Origin of the sequence: Enterocloster sp. OA13 (assembly GCF_022440595.1) — a bacterium.
GTDB lineage: Bacteria > Bacillota > Clostridia > Lachnospirales > Lachnospiraceae > Enterocloster > Enterocloster hominis.
Genome location: NZ_JAKNTF010000001.1, coordinates 1967550 through 1986835, shown reverse-complemented (window position 1 = coordinate 1986835; position 19286 = coordinate 1967550). Strand labels below are relative to the sequence as shown.

19 protein-coding genes and 2 pseudogenes are annotated in these 19286 nt (G+C 50.8%); 3 read left to right on the top strand and 18 right to left on the bottom strand.

Annotated features, from left to right (window positions below):
- Nucleotides 1-15: 15 nt before the first annotated feature.
- Nucleotides 16-894: an ROK family protein gene (locus tag MCJ35_RS08740; protein WP_008725507.1), complete on the bottom strand. Its 879-nt coding sequence runs from the start codon at nt 892-894 to the stop codon at nt 16-18.
- Between the two features lie 38 nt (nt 895-932).
- A pseudogene (locus tag MCJ35_RS31990) lies at nt 933-1052 on the bottom strand (DUF6783 domain-containing protein); the annotation flags it as partial.
- Between MCJ35_RS31990 and MCJ35_RS31985 the strand changes: the two are divergent.
- Nucleotides 1029-1145: pseudogene (locus MCJ35_RS31985) on the top strand (DUF6783 domain-containing protein); the annotation flags it as partial. The pseudogenes MCJ35_RS31990 and MCJ35_RS31985 overlap by 24 nt on opposite strands.
- A gap of 53 nt (nt 1146-1198) precedes the next feature.
- On the opposite strand, the gene MCJ35_RS08735 reads toward MCJ35_RS31985, so the two are convergent.
- The 4 genes from MCJ35_RS08735 to MCJ35_RS08720 are packed head-to-tail and all read right to left on the bottom strand — an operon-like array spanning nt 1199 to nt 4645.
- Nucleotides 1199-1903, bottom strand: coding sequence for a Bax inhibitor-1/YccA family protein (locus MCJ35_RS08735; RefSeq protein ID WP_008725505.1), 705 nt, complete (start codon nt 1901-1903; stop codon nt 1199-1201).
- Between the two features lie 18 nt (nt 1904-1921).
- Nucleotides 1922-2530, bottom strand: a complete 609-nt coding sequence (locus tag MCJ35_RS08730) for a hypothetical protein (protein ID WP_008725503.1) — start codon at nt 2528-2530, stop codon at nt 1922-1924.
- 44 nt (nt 2531-2574) lie between these two features.
- The gene (locus MCJ35_RS08725) at nt 2575-4275 is read right to left on the bottom strand and encodes a DAK2 domain-containing protein (protein WP_008725501.1); all 1701 of its coding nucleotides are present in this window, start codon (nt 4273-4275) and stop codon (nt 2575-2577) included.
- Nucleotides 4276-4288: 13 nt separating this feature from the next.
- Nucleotides 4289-4645: an Asp23/Gls24 family envelope stress response protein gene (locus MCJ35_RS08720; protein WP_007864323.1), complete on the bottom strand. Its 357-nt coding sequence runs from the start codon at nt 4643-4645 to the stop codon at nt 4289-4291.
- Between the two features lie 169 nt (nt 4646-4814).
- Between MCJ35_RS08720 and rpmB the strand changes: the two genes are divergently transcribed.
- Nucleotides 4815-5000, top strand: a complete 186-nt coding sequence (rpmB, locus tag MCJ35_RS08715; protein ID WP_007864321.1) for a 50S ribosomal protein L28 — start codon at nt 4815-4817, stop codon at nt 4998-5000.
- A 443-nt stretch (nt 5001-5443) separates the two neighbouring features.
- Here rpmB and MCJ35_RS08710 read toward each other — a convergent pair whose 3' ends face one another.
- The 10 genes from MCJ35_RS08710 to MCJ35_RS08665 all read right to left on the bottom strand — a co-directional run bounded on the left by MCJ35_RS08710 (nt 5444) and on the right by MCJ35_RS08665 (nt 13694).
- Nucleotides 5444-5872, bottom strand: a complete 429-nt coding sequence (locus MCJ35_RS08710) for a GerW family sporulation protein (protein WP_240299440.1) — start codon at nt 5870-5872, stop codon at nt 5444-5446.
- 18 nt (nt 5873-5890) lie between these two features.
- The gene (locus MCJ35_RS08705) at nt 5891-6883 is read right to left on the bottom strand and encodes a DUF2953 domain-containing protein (protein WP_025482032.1); all 993 of its coding nucleotides are present in this window, start codon (nt 6881-6883) and stop codon (nt 5891-5893) included.
- 9 nt (nt 6884-6892) lie between these two features.
- A complete protein-coding gene (locus MCJ35_RS08700) occupies nt 6893-7207 on the bottom strand; it encodes a hypothetical protein (protein WP_025482033.1) in 315 nt (104 codons plus the stop codon).
- 59 nt (nt 7208-7266) lie between these two features.
- Entirely contained in the window at nt 7267-8616 is a 1350-nt protein-coding gene (locus MCJ35_RS08695) for a hypothetical protein (RefSeq protein ID WP_025482034.1), read from the bottom strand.
- 2 nt (nt 8617-8618) lie between these two features.
- Nucleotides 8619-9869, bottom strand: coding sequence for a competence/damage-inducible protein A (locus MCJ35_RS08690; RefSeq protein ID WP_025482035.1), 1251 nt, complete (start codon nt 9867-9869; stop codon nt 8619-8621).
- 1 nt (nt 9870) lies between these two features.
- Nucleotides 9871-10413 (bottom strand): CDP-diacylglycerol--glycerol-3-phosphate 3-phosphatidyltransferase, encoded by a 543-nt coding sequence (gene pgsA, locus MCJ35_RS08685; protein ID WP_008725482.1) that lies wholly within the window; start codon nt 10411-10413, stop codon nt 9871-9873.
- Nucleotides 10397-11752 carry a 30S ribosomal protein S12 methylthiotransferase RimO gene (gene rimO, locus MCJ35_RS08680; RefSeq protein ID WP_025482036.1) on the bottom strand — a complete coding sequence of 452 codons (1356 nt, stop codon included), beginning with the start codon at nt 11750-11752 and terminating at the stop codon, nt 10397-10399. Before rimO ends, pgsA begins: the two co-directional genes overlap by 17 nt.
- A 102-nt stretch (nt 11753-11854) precedes the next feature.
- A complete protein-coding gene (gene rpoZ, locus MCJ35_RS08675) occupies nt 11855-12124 on the bottom strand; it encodes a DNA-directed RNA polymerase subunit omega (RefSeq protein WP_008725479.1) in 270 nt (89 codons plus the stop codon).
- A gap of 28 nt (nt 12125-12152) precedes the next feature.
- Nucleotides 12153-12785, bottom strand: coding sequence for a guanylate kinase (gene gmk / locus MCJ35_RS08670; protein ID WP_008725477.1), 633 nt, complete (start codon nt 12783-12785; stop codon nt 12153-12155).
- 30 nt (nt 12786-12815) lie between these two features.
- Nucleotides 12816-13694: a YicC/YloC family endoribonuclease gene (locus MCJ35_RS08665; protein WP_008725474.1), complete on the bottom strand. Its 879-nt coding sequence runs from the start codon at nt 13692-13694 to the stop codon at nt 12816-12818.
- A gap of 549 nt (nt 13695-14243) precedes the next feature.
- Here MCJ35_RS08665 and MCJ35_RS08660 point away from each other — a divergent pair.
- Nucleotides 14244-15989 carry an Rqc2 family fibronectin-binding protein gene (locus MCJ35_RS08660; protein ID WP_227794931.1) on the top strand — a complete coding sequence of 582 codons (1746 nt, stop codon included), beginning with the start codon at nt 14244-14246 and terminating at the stop codon, nt 15987-15989.
- A 180-nt stretch (nt 15990-16169) separates the two neighbouring features.
- Here the strand turns inward: MCJ35_RS08660 and rpsU are convergent, their stop codons facing one another.
- Nucleotides 16170-16346 (bottom strand): 30S ribosomal protein S21, encoded by a 177-nt coding sequence (rpsU, locus tag MCJ35_RS08655; protein WP_004613829.1) that lies wholly within the window; start codon nt 16344-16346, stop codon nt 16170-16172.
- Nucleotides 16347-16500: 154 nt separating this feature from the next.
- Complete coding sequence (alaS, locus tag MCJ35_RS08650; protein WP_025482038.1) at nt 16501-19149, bottom strand: alanine--tRNA ligase; 2649 nt, start codon at nt 19147-19149, stop codon at nt 16501-16503.
- Between the last annotated feature and the right edge of the window lie 137 nt (nt 19150-19286).

Here is a 19286-nt window from a genome sequence, read left to right as displayed (position 1 = left end):
TACCTCCTGGAAAAACTATCGTGATGCCTCAAGGGCATTGAGTCCAAGCTTGATGCATCCCATGATGCCCTGATTATCCTTAAGGCTGGCCGGAACAATGTAATTGTCCATATCCCCCAGCTCCTCCGTATTAATATATCCGTTTAACATCTCAAGCACCTTGGCCCGGATCATGGGGAACAGCTGCTCCTGATGCATGACGCCTCCGCCCAGGATGATCTTCTGTGGGGACAGCACCAGGATATAATCCACCAGGGCCTGGGCGATGTAGTAGCTTTCAAGTTCCCAGACCTCAGGCATGTCCACCAGTTCCACTGCCTTTTTGCCCCATCTGGCCTCAATGGCAGGCCCGCTGGCAAAGCCTTCCAGGCAGTTCCTGTGATAAGGGCAGATGCCTCCGTCCGGGTCCTCCAGGTGGCGCGGCAGGAAAATATGCCCTCCTTCCGGATGCAGCATGCCGTGAAGCAGGCCGCCGTTCACCCAGACGCCCACTCCCACTCCGGTTCCAATGGTGATATAGATGACACTGTCAAGGCCCTTGGCGCAGCCGTAAGTCACTTCACCCAGACAGGAACCGTTCACATCCGTGTCAAGACCCACCGGTATGCCAAGGGCCTTTTTCAGGCCTCCCACCAGGTCCTTGTGTCTCCATGCCAGCTTTGGTGAATCCAGGATATATCCAAAGGTCCCGGACTCCGTATTCACATCCACCGGCCCAAAGGCCCCGATTCCCAACGCCTCAATCTCCTTATCCTGAAAATACCCAATCAGCTTCGGTATGGTCTCCTCGGGTGTGGTGGTTGGGATTGATATCTGCTCCAGAATCGTTCCGTCCTCTTTTCCAATGGCACACACCATCTTGGTTCCGCCTGCTTCCAATGCTCCGATTAACATATGTGTTCCCCTTTCATTGTGGTGATTCAATGATTGAATTATACAATCATTTCCTGATTTTGGCTAGAGCGTGTTTGAAAATTGCTTTCCGTCAGCTGTGCGTCACACTTTGTGGGAGATTTGGTCCCGATGAGGGAGGCGTAGCGGGCTACGTTGACTGAATCGGGACCAAATATGCCGCAAAGTGGGGCGTGCAGATGGCGGGAATGAATTTTCAAACACGTTCTAGATTAAATTGCATCAGGCCCTGACAGAATACACTGTCAGGGCCTTAAAGAAACCGGCAATAGATTTTAGTGATTGTTTATTTCCTGCGGCCCAGCACGCGCAGCAGATAGATGAACAGGTTGATGAAATCCAGGTAAAGCTGAAGCGCAGAGAAAATGGAAGCCTTGGCAGCCATCTCCGGAACCTGGCCATAGTACTCATAATATGCCTGGATTTTCTTCGTATCATAGGCAGTGAAAATCAGGAACAGGAAAATGCCGAACATGGATACCCCTGTTTCAAATGCACTCAAATCGATAAACATGGCCAGCAGCCAGTAGAACACCAGGAAAATCAATCCGCCGACCATGAATGGACGGAGCTTTGCAAAGTTGATATTCCCAAACCAGCCAATAAGGGCCATGATTCCAAAGAACACGGAAGTGATCCCGAATACCATCCACAGGATGGTCAGGTCAAAAATAATCAGGTATGCGCAGAACACAAGTCCGTTCAATACGGCATACAGGAAAAACATGGTCCTTGCCAATCCCACGGACATCTTCTCAATCCTGGCTGAAAGGAACAGGACCACGCCGATTTCAGCTGCAAACAGGATATAGTACCAGTAAGGAATGGAGTACACATATGCTATGGCGCCTGTAAACAATCCGCCCACCGCAACCGCAAAGGTAATCAGAAGGCCGGCAAACATCCAGCCAAAGGTCTTGGCCGTGTAGCGTCCAAGGGACTCCCTCTCTACCTGTACTTCATAGGACCGGTTCATCATCTCTTCATTCATATATCATCTCTCCTCTCTTTATTTAAAAAATGAAAACAAAAATATCATATTAAGTATATAGCCCACAAGGGCGGCTATCACGGCCACTGTCCCCAGGATGACGGAGGCCCTGGCAATATTGCCCTTACTGGAATTCCTGGCATTCTGCCCAAGTGAAATCCCCACGCTCCCAAGAAGGATTCCTCCTAAAGGCGACAGCATGAGCCCCACTATAATCCCCACGATGGAAACAACCATGGCCGGTACCGCATACTTTGCATGGTCAGGCACCTGTATGGTGACCACCCTTCCGGCTTCCCCTTCCCGGGCCTCCGGTAACGGCTGGTGCAGGAGCCGGATAAGCTCCTCCAGGCTTTCCCTGAACATCTTCTTGGGCAGCGCGCCCACAAATCCCTTCAGGGCATTCTCCCTGCGCTTGCCAATCCATGCCTCCAGATGGAACAGGCCATCGGAATATTCGTACCGGATGAACCGTGCGGAGGCCAGGAATCCCTCACCCTCCTGCCACACTTCCTCACCTTTATGGATTTTCTTTTTAAACCCGCCTTTATTCAGATAATCCTCCATCATGAACCGGACAAAGTCCTGGGGCTGGTCCAGCCTTTCATCTCTCGTCCACCTTGCCATATATTCTGTCCTCTTATCATTCCTTTGTCTTTACTCCGCTGTCTTTATTCCGCGGAAATCATATAATAATAAATGGGCTGCCCTCCGTACTGAAGTTCAATCTCCTTATCCGGATACATCTGCTCAGCCTGGCTCACCAGGGCTTTTGCCGCATTCTCAACCACATCGCTTCCATAATACACGGTGACCAGTTCGCAGTCATCATCCAGCATGCACTTTAAGGCATCCATTGCCACCCGTTCCACGGACTTGCCGGCTGCCAGCATCCCATGGTCCCCGATAGCCATGATATCCCCTTCCTCTATCTCCATTCCGTCGATATTGGTGGTGCGTACCGCATAGGTTATCTGGGCCGTCTTTACATTGTCCATCTCCTCTGTCATGGCAGCCAGGTTATCCTCGGCTGACAGGTCAGGCATGAAGTTTACAAGGGCGGTGATTCCCTGGGGCACTGTTTTGGATGGAATGACGATAATGTTCTTATCTTCAGTCAGGTCCCTTGCCTGCTGGGCCGCCATGATGATGTTCTTGTTATTGGGGAGTATGAAAATATTGTCTGCGTTCACCTTATCGATGGCGTTGAGCATATCTTCCGTGCTGGGGTTCATGGTCTGCCCCCCTTCAATCAGGTAATCCGCACCGATTCCCTTAAATATCTCACTGAGGCCGTCGCCGCTTGACACTGCTATGAATCCGTATGTCTTGCGCTCGTTTGAAGGCTGCCCCACATCCCCGTCATTCCCGGCCGCCTGTTCCCTTGCCAGCCGTTCGGAGTCCTTGATGATACGCTCCTGATGCTCCTCCCTCATGTTGTCAACCTTCATGCGGGACAGGGAACCGTAGGTCAGGGCTTTCTCAAATGCAAGCCCCGGATGGTTGGTGTGCACGTGTACCTTCACAATCTCGTCATCCGACACAACCACAAGTGAGTCACCGATGGATTCCAGATAGGACTTTAACTGGTTTTCATCCTGGTCTGAATAATCCTTTTCCAGATTGATGATGAATTCCGTGCAGTATCCAAACTTGATATCCGCCGTGTCAATATCCGTCAGGGAGGCTGCCTGGGGCTTCTGCGCCGCCGGTCCCTTCTGCTCAGGAACCGCATCCAGCGAAACATCGGCCATCCTGCCTGTGAGTCCGTCAAATGCGCCTTTCACCACCTGCATCAGGCCCTGGCCGCCGGAATCCACCACGCCTGCCTGCTTTAATACGGGAAGCATCTCCGGCGTCTGGTCCAGTACATAGTCGCCGTAAGCAATGACTTCCCTTGCAAATTCCTCTATATCATCTGTCTTGGATGCCATCTCAAGGGCCTTATCCGACATACCCTTTGCAACCGTCAGTATGGTTCCTTCCTTGGGCTTCATGACAGCCTTGTATGCTGTTTCAGTCCCCCTCACCATGGCGTTGGCCAGGGTTGTGGTATCAATCTCTGTTACGGATTTTATTTCCTTTGTAAAGCCTCTTAATAGCTGTGAAAGGATAACCCCCGAATTACCCCTGGCCCCTCTTAGGGAACCTGAGGAAATGGCCTTTGCCAGCTGGTCCATGGTCGGATTCTCCAGTTCTGCCACTTCCCTTGCGGCCGCCATGATCGTAAGCGTCATATTCGTCCCCGTGTCCCCGTCAGGTACAGGGAACACATTCAGTTCGTTAATCCAGTCTTTCTTGGCCTCCAGGCCTTTTGCTCCTGCCAGGAAGGCGTTCTTTAATTTCCCGGCATCAATTGTACTTATACCCACAAGTTACTTCCTCCTAATCAATCACTCTCACACCTTCCACAAAGATGTTGATTTTCTCAACCTCCATGCCGGTGAATTCCTCTACTCTATATTTCACGCTTTCGATTAAGTTGTCAGATACTGCGGATATGCTGACCCCATAGGATACGATTACATGAAAATCAAAGGATATCCTGTTATCATTAATAACCACATTAATTCCATGGGTCAGGCTCTCTCTTTTAAGCAGTTTGACCAGCCCGTCCTTCATACTGACTGCCGCCATCCCGACAATGCCAAAACACTCTACCGCTATGGTTCCTGCATATAAAGCAATCACGTCCGGGTTAATCTGTATTTCGCCCATCTTATTGCTGATTCTTCCCTTCATACACATGCCTCCATTCATTTACTAGAGACAGTATACACTATTTTCTGAAAAAAAGAAATAAATTTTTGTTTTTTCACTTGCAAATTTTATCACTTTCTGGTATCATACATTTGTTGTGGATTTTTCTTAATGGAAGAATTCAAGTAACGTGCTAAGGAGGTGCAATAGTATGGCTAAGTGTGTAATCTGTGAAAAGGCAGCTCATTTCGGTAACAAAGTGAGCCATTCCCATAGAAGATCCAACAAGATGTGGAAAGCTAATGTTAAGTCCGTTAAAGTCAAGGTTAACGGTGGAACCCAGAGAATGTACGTATGTACTTCCTGCTTGCGTTCAGGCCTTGTAGAGAGGGCTTAATGAAACAGAATCCGGGTAGCGTCTGAGGGCATTGTGAAGCTTAATAGCTTTTACAATGCCTTCTTTAATTGTTTATAAAAGAATTTGTTTATAAAAAGGGCTTCCGCGCCAAAAAGCCACCCTGCAGTACTAGATACTGCAGGATGGCCCTGTATACCTATCTTACTTCCTCTTCGAACCGCTCCATCAACAGCAAAAGAGATTATATCCCAATACAAGACAGCCGATAACGAACAGGAAAGTAAAGATTGTCTCCGGAATAAAGAGCAGCACTGCCATCCCAAATCCGAAGCAGAACAGCATAAGACCGCATATTCTTCTCATATCTTAATCATATCCCCCATTCTGCAACAAGCTATACTTCATCATATGCAGAAATCCGGGATTCATTACCTTTGCCGCTTATTTTACCTGCCTTTACCTGCCGGATCCATTTCCTTCAGTCACTTTATATCCATGTGTTCGGTTTTACCCGTATCATAGGCAGATGCAGTGTCCTTTGCAGCCTGCACGGTCTCATCCGACACCGCCGGCTTGCCGCCCATGAACTTATTGATGAAGTCCGGAGCCATGTCAATCACCTTTGTGATGGCATCCTGGTTCTTCACATTGACTAACTTGGTGACCCCGTTCTGGATTACAAGGACAGCGCTGGGGCTCATCTTGGCGCTCATTCCTCCTCCGCCCTTCTGCTTCTGTCTTGCGCCCTCTGCAAATGCTCCGGCCGCCATTCCGCAGGTTACGTCAATGAGGGGGACAATGATGGTCTCTCCAACCTGCACAGGCTCTCCCACCACGGTCTTGGTGGTGACAAACTGGTCCATGCCCTTGAATAATGTTTCTATTGTAGATGTGAACTGATTCTCTGCCATAGTATGTCCTCTTCTCTTTTATTTTATAAAACCGCGGATCATCCTGCGGGTATGTTTATCCATGAACACCTGAAATACCAGCCACAAAGGATAGGCCAGACGTACCCTGCCCTTAAAACTACCCTCTGCATCCAATACCTTGTCATCAAACACAGGGTATACGGCAAGCTGTTTATGAAAGAACGGATAAATCAGGCTTACGGCCTGAAGCACCTGTCCCGTGGTATAGGGGTCGTCAAAGCCGAATGTGACGCTTCCCTTACCCTTTCGCGGCCAGATATGGGCAATCAGCCGTTTCACCTGCCTGTAAAGCAGCTTAAGGCTGGCCTGGTTCTTCTCATCCTCCAGCCATGCCTTCTTGTCCAGCGCAAACGCCTGCATCCCTTTTAGCTTATCACGGATGCGGGTAAAAGAAAACCTAAGTTTCTCCCACAGGGCCTTTACCCGGGACTTAATCCGCCCGGGAAGGGACAGAAGTTTTCCAAAAGCAGGTGCAGCATCCTTCTCGAACGCCTTCTCCCCGTCCGTCTCCGGATTATCCGGGACCTTGGTTCCTTCGGATTGTGTTCCCCCGGATGTATTTCCTTCATCCGCTTCCACGTATCCGCCCGAAGCCTTCCGCTCCTGCGCTGATTTCCTGAAATTGGCCTCGTCCTCCTCCAGTTCATCATACAGGGTCTGTTCCTCCTTGCCCAGTACATCCTCCGTCCCGTCTTTCACCGCATCCGCCGCGTCCTTTAAGGCATCCCTGTCATGCTTCCTTAACAGGTTGATGCCCAGGACCCTGACCACGAACTTCAGGCCCTCCTTCGTATAAATCGCGCGGAAGGAAAGCAGATGCAAAAACCAGCTGGCCTTCAGGGACAGATCCGGCTCCCCGTGCCAGGAAAAATCAGCCTTATACCGGACCGGAACGAACAGTACGGCAAGTATGAGCACCAGCAGGATTCCCAGGATGACCAGAAGGATGATTCCGATTATTTTTAATATCATAAGCAGAATATGGATCATTTTCCCTCCTTAAATATCATCCCGTCTGTCTGCGGCGTCCAGATATCCCATGTATGCATTCCAGTCAAATGCCCCTGTGGCGCGGTACATGTCGTCTACCATGGACCTGACCACCTCACCGGCTTCCCCATACCCTTTTGCCACCCCCAGAATAAGGAAACTGTCATCTTCCCGTTCCTTTTCCGTCAGCAGCAGGACAGGACGTATGTCAAGTATATGATTCCCACTCTCAGGAAGAGTAATCACATATATGTCCGGGGTTGTCTTTCCCTCACGGATTCCCATAAGGACTTTGGCCCTGTTCTTTAAAGCCCTGTCACCCATGTATAAATGCTTCCACCAGCGCATGCCTTCATCTCTCCTGTCACATTTAATCAATGCGCCTAAAATATATCATCCGGATCCAGGTCATCCTGCTCCATCATGTCTGTGATCAGCTTCATGGTAATTGCCTTTTCCATGTAATCCGTACAGCTTTCCAGACTGTTCCTGATATATTCCCGTACCTCATCCAGCGACTGGAAGAATACCGGAAGGCTGGAAAGGACCTTGGCCATGACGGCACGCACCAGCACTCTTGGCTGCCCCTCAAAGGCAGAGGAAAACTCTTCAAAGAACCGGCTGGCTGCTGCTGAAAGCATTGCCTGGTCCACAAGCTCCCCTGACTCCTGTCCGGCAGACACAAGGGACATGAAGGAACTTCCTGACAGGAGCATCTCCACCTTATATAGCTTTGAGGCTTCGCCCTCCTGGCCTTTTATATCCCTCAGTTCACCGGACGAAAGCCCGTCCTCCATCCACTGTTCAAAATAAGCTTCCTGGCGTCCTTCCAGCCTGTCCAAAAGCCCTGTAATCCCATCCGGGATAGGTGCATCCGTTCCCGCCTCAAATAAAGACAGGATTCCTGAAAGGATCCGGTTCAGGCACTGTTCTTCGGAAACCTCCATCATGGCGCTGTCCCTGGAGATAAAAAGCACATACAGGTCATTCACCAGCTCCATCAGAAGCATCAGCTCTGCCGTGTCGTCCATCAGCATATGGCCGGCCCGCTTCATCTCATCCGTAAGGTGCCGGTAGGATTCCGGTGTCATGGACCGGTAGTCCGCTGTCCTTAACTCCTCCAGGATGGAATGCAGCTCCTCGTAACCGGTCACCATATCGGCAGGAACATACAGCAGGGCCTCGGAGCGCAGGATATAGAACATATCATCCAGGCTTTCCCTGGTACTGCCGCGGTATACCGAAAGCCCTTCCTCCACCAGTGAAAAGAATTTATTCCTGGTCAGACGGACCGGAAGCTGCCCAAGGACAGAACGGATCCGTTCATTCACCGTCATGGCATCCTGCGAATCCGTGATATAGCCCATGATGCGTTCCGTCATGGCTTCATCGTGGTCTTCCCCCGCCATATTTCCCACTGGCTGAGGCGCAAACCTCCCCTCCAGCCGGTTCAGCACATATTCGTATGCCTGGAATGCATCGGTATAGGCAGTGGCTGTCTCCATCTCCGCCGCCACCTGGTTCCTCAGTTCCTCCAGGGCGTCCTCTGGGCAGGTTCCATCCAGGAATCCCCGCAGCAGGCCGTGAAAAGCCGCGTTAAGCGGCTCCAGCCTGTTGTCCAGTAATGAGTCCTCCAGCGAAGTCTCATAATACATATAATAATTCAGGGCCAGCCGTGTATAGGAATAATGGCAGGCCGCTGAAAGCTGTCGTTTCATTCTTTTTGTCTGCAATGTCAACAATCTCCCTGTTCTAATATACACAGACGCACCAGATCAAGGGCCTTCATCATGGATTGTTCCCGTATCTTATCCCTGTTTCCCTTAAAATGATATTCCTGCACCGTTACCTTTCCCTTAAGACAGCATGCCATATATACAAGTCCCACCTGTTTCTTATCCGTGCCGCCGTCCGGCCCGGCAAGGCCTGTGATGGCCACGCAGACATCGGTCCGGCTCATGGCAGCGCCTCCTGCCGCCATCTCAGCGGCTGTCTGCGCGCTGACTGCCCCGTAAGCCCTAAGTGTCTCTTCCTTCACTCCCAGAAGACGCATCTTGGCTTCATTGGAATAGGTGACCATGCCCTGCATGAACACCTGGGACACGCCGGAAACATTGACCAGCTTAGCTGCAACCATGCCTCCTGTACAGGATTCAGCCGTTGACATGGTAAGCTTATGCTTCTTTAACAGCTCAACCACAGCCATCTCCAGGCTGACCTTCTCATCCGTGGTATAGATTTTCTCCTTGAACCGCCTGCTGATTTCCTCCAGCACCGGTTCAATCAGCGCCTCGGCCTGTTCCCTGTCCCCAGCCCTGGCCGTGATGCGCAGATGCACTTCAGCGGTCTTGGCATACGTTGCAATGGTAGGGTTGGTCTGGCTGTCAATCAGGTCCAGGATCATATCCTCCACCTGGCTCTCGCCGCATCCGCAGATTTTTACCATCCTGGATACAAGGACGGACTGCTGGCGCTTCTGAAGCCACGGGAACACCTGGTCATTGAACATGGGGTACAGTTCTCCCGGAGGCCCCGGCAGCAGGATGGCGGTCTTGTTGTCCCGTTCCAGGATCAGTCCCGGTGCCATGCCGTTATGGTTATCAAGGACCAGCGCCCCCTTTGGGACGGCAGCCATCTTCCAATTGTTATCAGGTATCTCCTTGTATATATTGTTGACAAAAAATGCTTCCAGATGCTTCCTTGTATGCGGGTCTTCCACCAGCTCCATGCCCATGGCCTCAGCGCATACTTCCTTTGTCAGGTCATCTTCCGTGGGGCCGAGGCCCCCGGTCAGTATGATAAGGTCCGACCGTTTGAGGGCTGTCTCAATCACAGCCTTCATCCGTCCGTAATTATCCCCCACTGTCACCTGGTAATACATATCAAATCCAAGAAGGGCACACTTCTCCGCCAGGAACTGGGTGTTGCTGTTCACAATGTTCCCCATCAGCAGTTCGGTGCCCACTGAAATCAGTTCCGCCGTCATCCTACATGCCTCCCTCAGTGAGAATCCTGTAATTCTTGGCCACATAGTCCACCAGTGAGATGATGGTCAGGGCCACTGCAATCACCACGGTTATATTGGCAACCAGGCGCAGGGCCGGGATATCAAATATCAGCAGGATGACCGCAATCATCTGGAAGGTGGTCTTGAACTTGCCCCAGTAGCTGGCGGCAATCACCACGCCGTTGTCAGCCGCGACCAGACGGAAGCCGCTGATGATGAACTCGCGGCTGATGATCACAATCACGACCCAGGCAGGGAGCTGTCCCAGTTCAATCAGGCAGATAAGGGCGGAACACACCAGAAGCTTATCCGCAAGGGGGTCCATGAACTTGCCAAAGTTAGTGACCATGTTGTATTTGCGGGCAATCTTGCCGTCAAACAGGTCCGTAAGGCTGGCAATGATGAACAGGACATTGGCAACAATACGCATGGTATAGTTATTGCCATGGTCAAACAGCAGTGCAGCTACAAAAAAAGGAATCAAACACACTCTTACAATCGTCAGTTTATTGGGCAGATTCATCGTACACCTCTCCTATCAGATCATATTCAGCGGCTCCGGTCACCTTTACCCTTACAAAGTCGCCAGACATCAGTTCCATCTCAGCATTCACAAATATAAGTCCGTCCACACCCGGTGCGTCCATATAAGTCCTTCCCACATAGACAGGCTCATCCACCACCTTCCCTTCAATCAGCACGGTCAGGATACGTCCCACCATATCCTCACAGTGTCCAAAGGCAATGTCCTGCTGCAGTTCCATGATTTCATCCCTGCGTTCCTCCTTCACCTCCTGGGGCACCTGGTCCGGATAAGAATATGCAGGGGTGTCCTCCTCCGCGGAATAGGCAAATACCCCCAGCCGTTCAAATTCCATCTCATTGACAAAGTCCATCAGCTCCTCATGGTCTGCCTGGGTCTCCCCCGGGAACCCGGAAATCATGGTGGTGCGCAGCGCTATATCCGGTATCTCCTTTCGCAGCTTCGCAATGCGTTCCGTCAGTTCCTCACGGTTGGTCCTTCGCCCCATGCGCTTAAGGATCCGGTTGCTGGCGTGCTGGATTGGGATGTCCAGATAATGACAGACCTTTTCTTCTGAGCGTATGGCTTCAATCAGCTCGTCCGTAATCTCTTCCGGATAACAGTACTGGATCCGTATCCACTGGATGCCCGGAATCTGCGCCAGCTCATGCAGCAGCTTTGGAAGGGACTTCCCACCATAGATATCCTTGCCGTAAAGGGTGGTCTCCTGGGCTACCAGGATCAGTTCCTTTACCCCGCCGCTGGCCAGCTGCCTGGCTTCCTCCAGAAGCTGCTCCATGGGCACACTGCGGTAAGGCCCCCTCAGATAGGGGATGATGCAGTAGGTACAGCGCTTATCACATCCTTCCGCTATTTTTAAGAACGCATAATATCCGCCCGTGGTCACTACCCGTCCCGCCTGGGTGTCAGGAAGTTCCCCCAGGTCATGGAAGCTGGTCAGATGGGTGATTCCCTTGCCCTCCAGCACCTGTTTCACAATCCCAGCCACATCCTCATAGGACGTGGTGCCCAGGATGGCATCCACCTCAGGAATCTCATCCAGGATTTCCTGCTTATATCGCTGGGCCAGGCAGCCTGTCACGATCAAGGCCCTGCAGGCCCCTTCTTCCTTTAAACGCGCCACTTCCAGGATGGTATTCACACTTTCCTCCTTGGCGTCGCCGATAAAGCAGCATGTGTTGACCAGGATTACATCCGCTTCCATCTCATCATCTGTAAATGTAAAACCGGTCCCGCCCAGCAGTCCCAGCATTTTCTCCGTATCCACAAGGTTCTTATCGCATCCCAGGGACACGCAAAATAATTTCATGTTTTCCATATGTCAAATTTACTCCTAATGAACATTTAAGCCATCTCTGCTGTGCCCGCAGTGCCGGGAATGACCCTGCCTGCTGCGGTGTACAGGAGACGGCTTATGATTTTATGCGTTCTGGTTCTCATCTTCCTCAGATGGGTTTTCCTCTTCCGGAAGGATTTTCACCTTCTGGTGGTACAGTTCGTCAATGGCTATGGACAGCGGCTTCTTGCCTGCGGCGCCGCTTACCATGGGGTCTTCTCCCCCGATGATCTGTCTGGCACGTCTGGAAGCTGCAATGACAATGGAATAGCGGCTCTGTACCACAGGCTGCTCTCCTGGCTCGATATCGCTGTTAACTACGTCAATTAAATCGGTGTATGATGGATGTAACATATTACATTCCCCTTTCAATCTTTATATTTTATTTTCTGTCATCCAAGTGATATAAATCTTCCCGCATCCTGCTCAAGAAATCCAGGTGATAGGAGGTCTTATTGTGCTGGAGCTGGATCAGCTGATGCATCTGCTCCACACAGGACTGGATTTCATCGTTAATCAGCAGATAATCATATGCCTCCATACCTGCCGCCTCCTCTGCCGCGCGGCGCAGCCTTGCGTTAATGACCTCAATGGTCTCCGTGCCGCGTCCAACCAGACGGCGGCGCAGTTCCTCTGCACTGGGAGGCGTCACAAAGAGAAGCAGCGCGTCCGGAAAACGCTTTTTGACTTTCAGGGCGCCCTGGATTTCAATCTCCAGGATCACATCCTTGCCTTCTGCCATCTTCTTCTCAACATAATCCCTTGGGGTTCCGTAATAATGATTGACATACTGGGCATATTCCACCAGTCTGTTCTCCTCAATCATCTGCTGGAAATGCTCCTTTGTGACAAAGAAATAATCCTCCCCGTCCTTTTCGCCTTCCCTGGGCTGCCTTGTGGTGGCTGATACGGACAGCGCATAGTTATCGTATTGCTTCAGCAGCTCCTTCATAAGTGTTCCCTTGCCTGCACCGGAAAAACCGGACACAACCACTAATATTCCCTGATGGCTCATGGTGTACTCTCCTGACTTTCGTGCTGCATTTTATTCGATATTCTGTATCTGCTCCCTGACCTTTTCTATCTCGGTCTTAAGGGCAATGGCCTTGTCCGAAATCGACAGGTCGCTGGACTTGGAAAGGATGGTGTTGGCTTCCCGGTTCATCTCCTGGGCAATGAAATCCAGCTTACGTCCAACGCTCCCGCCGCTTAACAGGTCCTTCCTCGTGTTCTCAATATGGCTTCTCAGACGTACCGTCTCCTCATCCACGCAGATTTTATCCGCATAAATGGTAACTTCCGCCGCAATCCGGCCCTCATCTATGGCTGTGCCGTTTAACAGCTCCTGGACCTTGGCCTCCAGCTTGGCCCTGTACTCTGTCAGTATCTGTGGTGAACGCTCTTCAATGTAATCCACCAGGCCGGTCATATAATCCAGTTTGCCCAGAAGGTCATTCTTTAAATGTTCTCCTTCCACCTCCCTGGACTGCACGAACTTCACCGCAGCCTCCTCAAGCGCCGCTGACAGAATCCCCCACAGATGTTCCTCATCGTCCGGCGCCTGCTCCATGGAAAATACCTCAGGGAACTTGGCCAGTGTGGAAACCTTCACATCGTTCTGTATGCTGAATTCTTCTGCCATCTTGTTGAAATAATCCATATATTCAGCTGCCAGCGCCCGGTTGTACTTAAGGCACATGTTGCCTTCTGTATAGTCCTCATAGTTGATGAACAGGTCAACCTTTCCCCTCTGGATGTATTTCTTAAGAAGGGTCCTGATGGAAGCTTCAAAATAATTAAACTTCTTCGGCATCTTAATACTCAAGTCCAGATATCTGTGATTCACGGCTTTCATTTCGACAGAAATCCTATATTCATCGGTTATATTCTCGCACCTGCCGAAACCAGTCATGCTTTTTAACATAACGAATGCCTCTCTTTCGCTTTTATCCATAGTTAGATAGTATTATAATTCATCTGGGGATTCAAGTCAAGGAAATGATTGGGTGGGGATGTATGGGATGACGGGTGGAGGTGCATCCGTCCGTGAGGAAGGGAGCCGGAGGAGGGGGATACGGCTGCGGAGCGGGAATCCCTAAGGCTCTGGAAACCGGCTAAGGACAAGAGGCCGGCTGCCCAAACTCGCGCTTTGGCTATCGCATGGATTTTGGTATTGGGCTCAGACAAAGGGCGCCTGCCTCTTAACGCCGGTTCCCACAGCCTAAGGGATTCTAACACTCCTGTGGATGCATCCCCCTCCTCCGGCTCCCTTCCTCACCCACTGGGTGTTTCTGATTGCTGTATCTTCATGCATGGGGGAAATAGCTTGGGGAAGCTCGGGGAGCTGGCGTAGGTTGGCCTTTTCTTATTGGATTTTTTATGTTATTCTTATAGTCAATGGCCGTGGCATAAGGGTGATTTTGGTTTTGTTTTTTGCTTTATGCCAAATCGGGCCTGACAGGAGTGAGATTTTATGGCATTTGACGGAATTACCATTGCCAGTCTGGTGCATGAGTTTAAGGATACCCTGGAGGGAGGGCGTATTTCTAAGATTGCCCAGCCGGAAAAGGATGAGTTGCTTATCGCCATCAAGAATAACAAGGAAAATTACAGGCTTCAGATATCAGCCAGCGCAAGCCTGCCGCTGATTTATCTTACGGATAAGAATAAGCCCAGCCCTATGACTGCCCCGAATTTCTGCATGCTGCTGCGCAAGCATATCGGGAGCGCACGGATTGTGGGTATCAGCCAGCCCGGGCTGGAACGGATTATTGAGTTTGAATTGGAACATCTGGATGAGATGGGGGATCTGTGCCGGAAGAAGCTGATTGTGGAGATTATGGGTAAGCACAGTAATATTATTTTCTGTAAAGAGGATAAGACCATCATCGACAGCATCAAACATGTATCGGCCCAGGTCAGCTCGGTCCGCGAGGTGCTGCCGGGCAGGGAGTATTTCATACCGCAGACCGTGGCTAAGGAGAATCCCCTTACGGTTTCCCAGGAGGAATTTGCAGGCCTGATGGGGAATGCCCCCATGACCGTGCAGAAGGCGCTGTATAACCGCCTTACCGGAATCAGCCCCATTATGGCGGAGGAAATCTGCCACCTGGCCTCCATTGATTCCGACCAGTCGGCCAATCAGCTTTCAGAGGCAGAGCTGGTGCATCTGTACCATACCTTCAGCCTGGTGATGGAGGATGTGCGGGACGGTAACTTTTCACCGGCCATTGTCCATGACGTGGATGGACCTGTGGAATATGCCGCATTTCCCCTTACCTGCTATGAAGGGGCTGATTACCATTTGGAACATGTGGCCTCCATCAGCGCGCTTCTTGAAAATTATTATGCGTCACGGGACACGGTGACCAGGATCAGGCAGAAATCCTCGGACCTTCGCAGGATTGTCCAGACAGCCCTGGAGCGCAACTATAAAAAGTACGATCTGCAGCTAAAGCAGCTGGGTGACACGGAGAAGCGCGAGAAATACCGTATCTACGGGGAACTCCTTAATACTTATGGGTATGAACTTCAAGGCGGCGAGAAGTCCCTCCGGTGCCTGAATTACTATACCAATGAGGAAATCACGGTCCCCCTGGATTCCCAGCTTTCTGCCAAGGATAATGCCAAGAAGCATTTTGACAAATATAACAAGCTGAAACGTACCTATGAAGCCTTAACCGACCTGACAAAGGAGACAAAGGCTGAGATTGACCACCTGGAATCCATTAGTTCAGCCCTGGATATCGCCCTTAAGGAGGATGACCTGGTCCAGATTAAAGAGGAACTGATGGAATACGGTTATATCAAGAAACGCAGGTCCGGTGACAAGAAGCCCAGGATTACCAGCAGGCCCTTCCATTATATCTCTTCCGATGGATATCATATGTACGTGGGCAAGAATAATTACCAGAATGAGGAACTGACCTTCAAGGTTGCCACGGGCAATGACTGGTGGTTCCACGCCAAGGGAATCCCCGGTTCCCATGTGATTGTTAAGTCTGAGGGGAAAACAGACCTTCCGGACCGGGTGTTTGAGGAAGCAGGCGCCCTGGCCGCCTATTATTCCAAGGGACGGGATAATGATAAGGTGGAGATTGACTATATACAGAAGAAGAATATTAAAAAGGTGGCTGGTTCAGCCCCCGGCTTTGTTATCTACCACACCAACTATTCACTGGTGGCAACGCCTTCCTGCAGCCTTAAGGAAGCGGACTGATATGGCCTGGGTGAACAGGAGCAGATAAAGGATTCCCGGACCGGAAAAGCAGGAACTTAAAAACTAAAAAAACGTGCGCCGCAGGGCGCACGGCAAAAACAGCTGGCTGTTATGTTTCCATAACAGCCAGCTGATTTTACTTACCTCTGACAACCAGACTCACGCAGTGCATGCTGTGAATTAGTTGAATTTACGCTTACGGGCAGCTTCAGACTTTTTCTTACGTCTTACGCTTGGCTTCTCGTAATGCTCTCTCTTACGAATTTCCTGCTGAATGCCAGCCTTCGCACAGTTTCTTTTGAATCTGCGCAAAGCACTGTCTAAGGTCTCGTTATCTTTAACAATTACGTTTGACATCGCTCACACCTAACCTCCCTCCAGTTGTGTAATTGTGCATAATACAACTGTTTGGGTATTTTTAGCACTGCTATGATTATAGCATAAAAATACCGTACGTCAAGAAAAAAATGATATTTCTTGCAGTTATTTTGCATTTTTTTAAAGATAAGACTTATTTCGTCTGTTCTTCCACCACTTCAACTGCTTTCTTAAGGGCATCCTCAATGCCTGCCGGGTTCTTTCCGCCTGCCTGGGCCATGCCCGGACGGCCGCCTCCGCCGCCGCCCACAAGACCGGCGATTGCCTTAATCAGGTTGCCTGCATGGGCTCCCTTCTTCTGTACGGCATCCGTTGCAGTAGCCATCAGGTTTACCTTGCCGTCCTGTTCGGAGACAAGGACCACAACGCCGTCTCCCAATTTATCCTTTAACTGGTCCCCCAGGCTGCGCAGGCCGTTCATATCCACGCCTGATACCCTGGACGCCAGGACCTTGACGCCGTTTACTTCCTTCACCTGGCTCATCACGTCCCCAAGGGAATCATTGGCCAGCCTGCTCTTTAATTTCTCATTCTCAGAATTCAGGGACTTAATCTCATCTAACAGTGCGTGGATCTTTGAGGTAAGGGCTGCCGGCGTTGTCTTGGCTGCCTTGGCTGCCTCATGGAGTCCTGCCTCCATTTCCTCATAATACTTCATAAGTCCTTCTGAGGTAAGGGCTTCAATACGCCTTACACCGGCGGCAATGCCTGCCTCTGACAGGATCTTGAAGGAAGCGATATTGTTGGTATTCGCCACATGGGTGCCGCCGCAGAGTTCTGTGGAGAAATCCCCCATCTCAACCACGCGCACGGAGTCGCCGTATTTCTCACCGAACAGGGCCATTGCACCTGTCTTCTTGGCCTCCTCCAGGGTCATGATTTCAGTCACCACCGGAAGGGATGCCTGAATCTCCTTGTTGACCAGTGCCTCTACCTTTTTAATTTCCTCAGGCGTCATGGCTGAGAAGTGGGTGAAGTCAAAACGGAGCCTGCCCGCGTCCACATAGGAACCGGCCTGTTCCACATGGTCCCCCAGCACCAGGCGGAGCGCCTTCTGCAACAGGTGGGTGGCGCTGTGGTTCTTACAGATAAGGGCGCGGTTCTTCCCGCAGACAGAAAGCGTCACGCTGTCATCCACCTTGAGCATACCCTTTGTCATTATACCCACATGGCCCACCTTGCCGCCCTGGAGATGTATGGTATCTTCTACTTTAAATTCACCGTTTTCATTGACAATCACACCCACATCGCCCTGCTGGCCGCCCATGGTGCCATAGAATGGGGTCTGTCCTACAATCACGGTTCCCTTCTGTCCGTCCGTAAGAGCCTGGACCAGTTCATCCTCCGTGGTCAGCACCGTAATCCTTGAAACCGCGCTGAGCTTATCATAACCCACGAATTCCGTTGTGATGGAAGGGTCAATGGACTGGTAAACGGTCACGTCCGCGCCCATGTAATTGGTTGTCTTGCGCGCCTTCCTGGCTTTTTCCTTCTGCTCCTTCATGGCAGCGTCAAAGCCGTCCTCATCCACCCCGTATCCCTTTTCCTCCAGGATTTCCTTGGTCAGGTCCAGCGGGAATCCATAGGTATCGTACAGTTTAAATGCATTGGTCCCGGACAGTGTCCTGCTGCCCTCCTTCTGCATCTCCTCTTCCATCTCGCCCAAAATCATAAGGCCCTGGTCAATGGTCTTGTTAAACTTATCCTCTTCCTCAGACAGGACCTTGAATATCATGACCTGCTTTTCTTCCAGTTCAGGATATCCATCCTTGCAGAGTTCAATCACTGTCCTTGAAAGCTCTGCCAGGAACCTGCCTTCAATCCCAAGCTTCCTTCCATGACGGGCAGCCCTGCGCAGCAGACGGCGGAGCACATACCCCCTGCCTTCATTGGAAGGCATGATTCCATCCGATATCATGAAGGTACAGGACTTGACATGGTCTGCCACAATACGCAGGGAGACATCTGTCTCATGGTCTTTCTGGTATTCGGTGTGGGACAGTTCACAAACCCTGTCAAGAAGGGCCTTGTTGGTGTCCACGGTAAACAGGGAATCCACGCCCTGGACCACCACGGCCAGACGCTCCAGCCCCATGCCTGTATCAATGTTCTTATGCTCCAGCTCCGTGTAATGGCCATGTCCGTCATTATCAAACTGAGTAAATACATTGTTCCACACTTCTATATAGCGGTCACACTCACAGCCCACCGTACAGTCCGGGCTGCCGCAGCCATACTGTTCCCCTCTGTCATAGTATACCTCGGAACAGGGGCCGCATGGACCGGATCCGTGCTCCCAGAAGTTGTCCTCTTTGCCGAACTTAAAAATGCGTTCAGCCGGGATTCCAATCTCCTTGTTCCAGATATCAAACGCCTCGTCATCCTCCAGGTATACGCTGGGATACAGCCTGTCAGCATCCAGGCCGACCACTTCCGTCAGGAACTCCCAGGTCCAGGCAATTGCCTCATGTTTAAAATAATCGCCAAAGGAGAAATTGCCCAGCATCTCAAAAAAAGTACCATGTCTGGCAGTCTTGCCGATATTCTCAATATCACCGGTACGGATGCACTTCTGGCAGGTGGTCACGCGTTTTCTCGGCGGAATCTCCTGTCCGGTGAAGTACGGCTTCAAAGGGGCCATACCGGAATTGATTAAAAGCAGGCTGTTATCATTATGCGGAACAAGGGAAAAACTCTTCATGGCAAGATGGCCCTTGCTCTCGAAAAATTCAAGGAACATCCGGCGGAGTTCATTCACGCCGCGGTACTGTGGTTCTTTCACTTTATCTTCCTCCATATCATCACATCATAAATTACATAACCGTCATTTTACCATATTGGTATATATTTATCAAGACTCACTTCACAAAATAAGCGGGAAAACCAAGGATTTTCCATTGGTTTTCCCGCTTATCCATT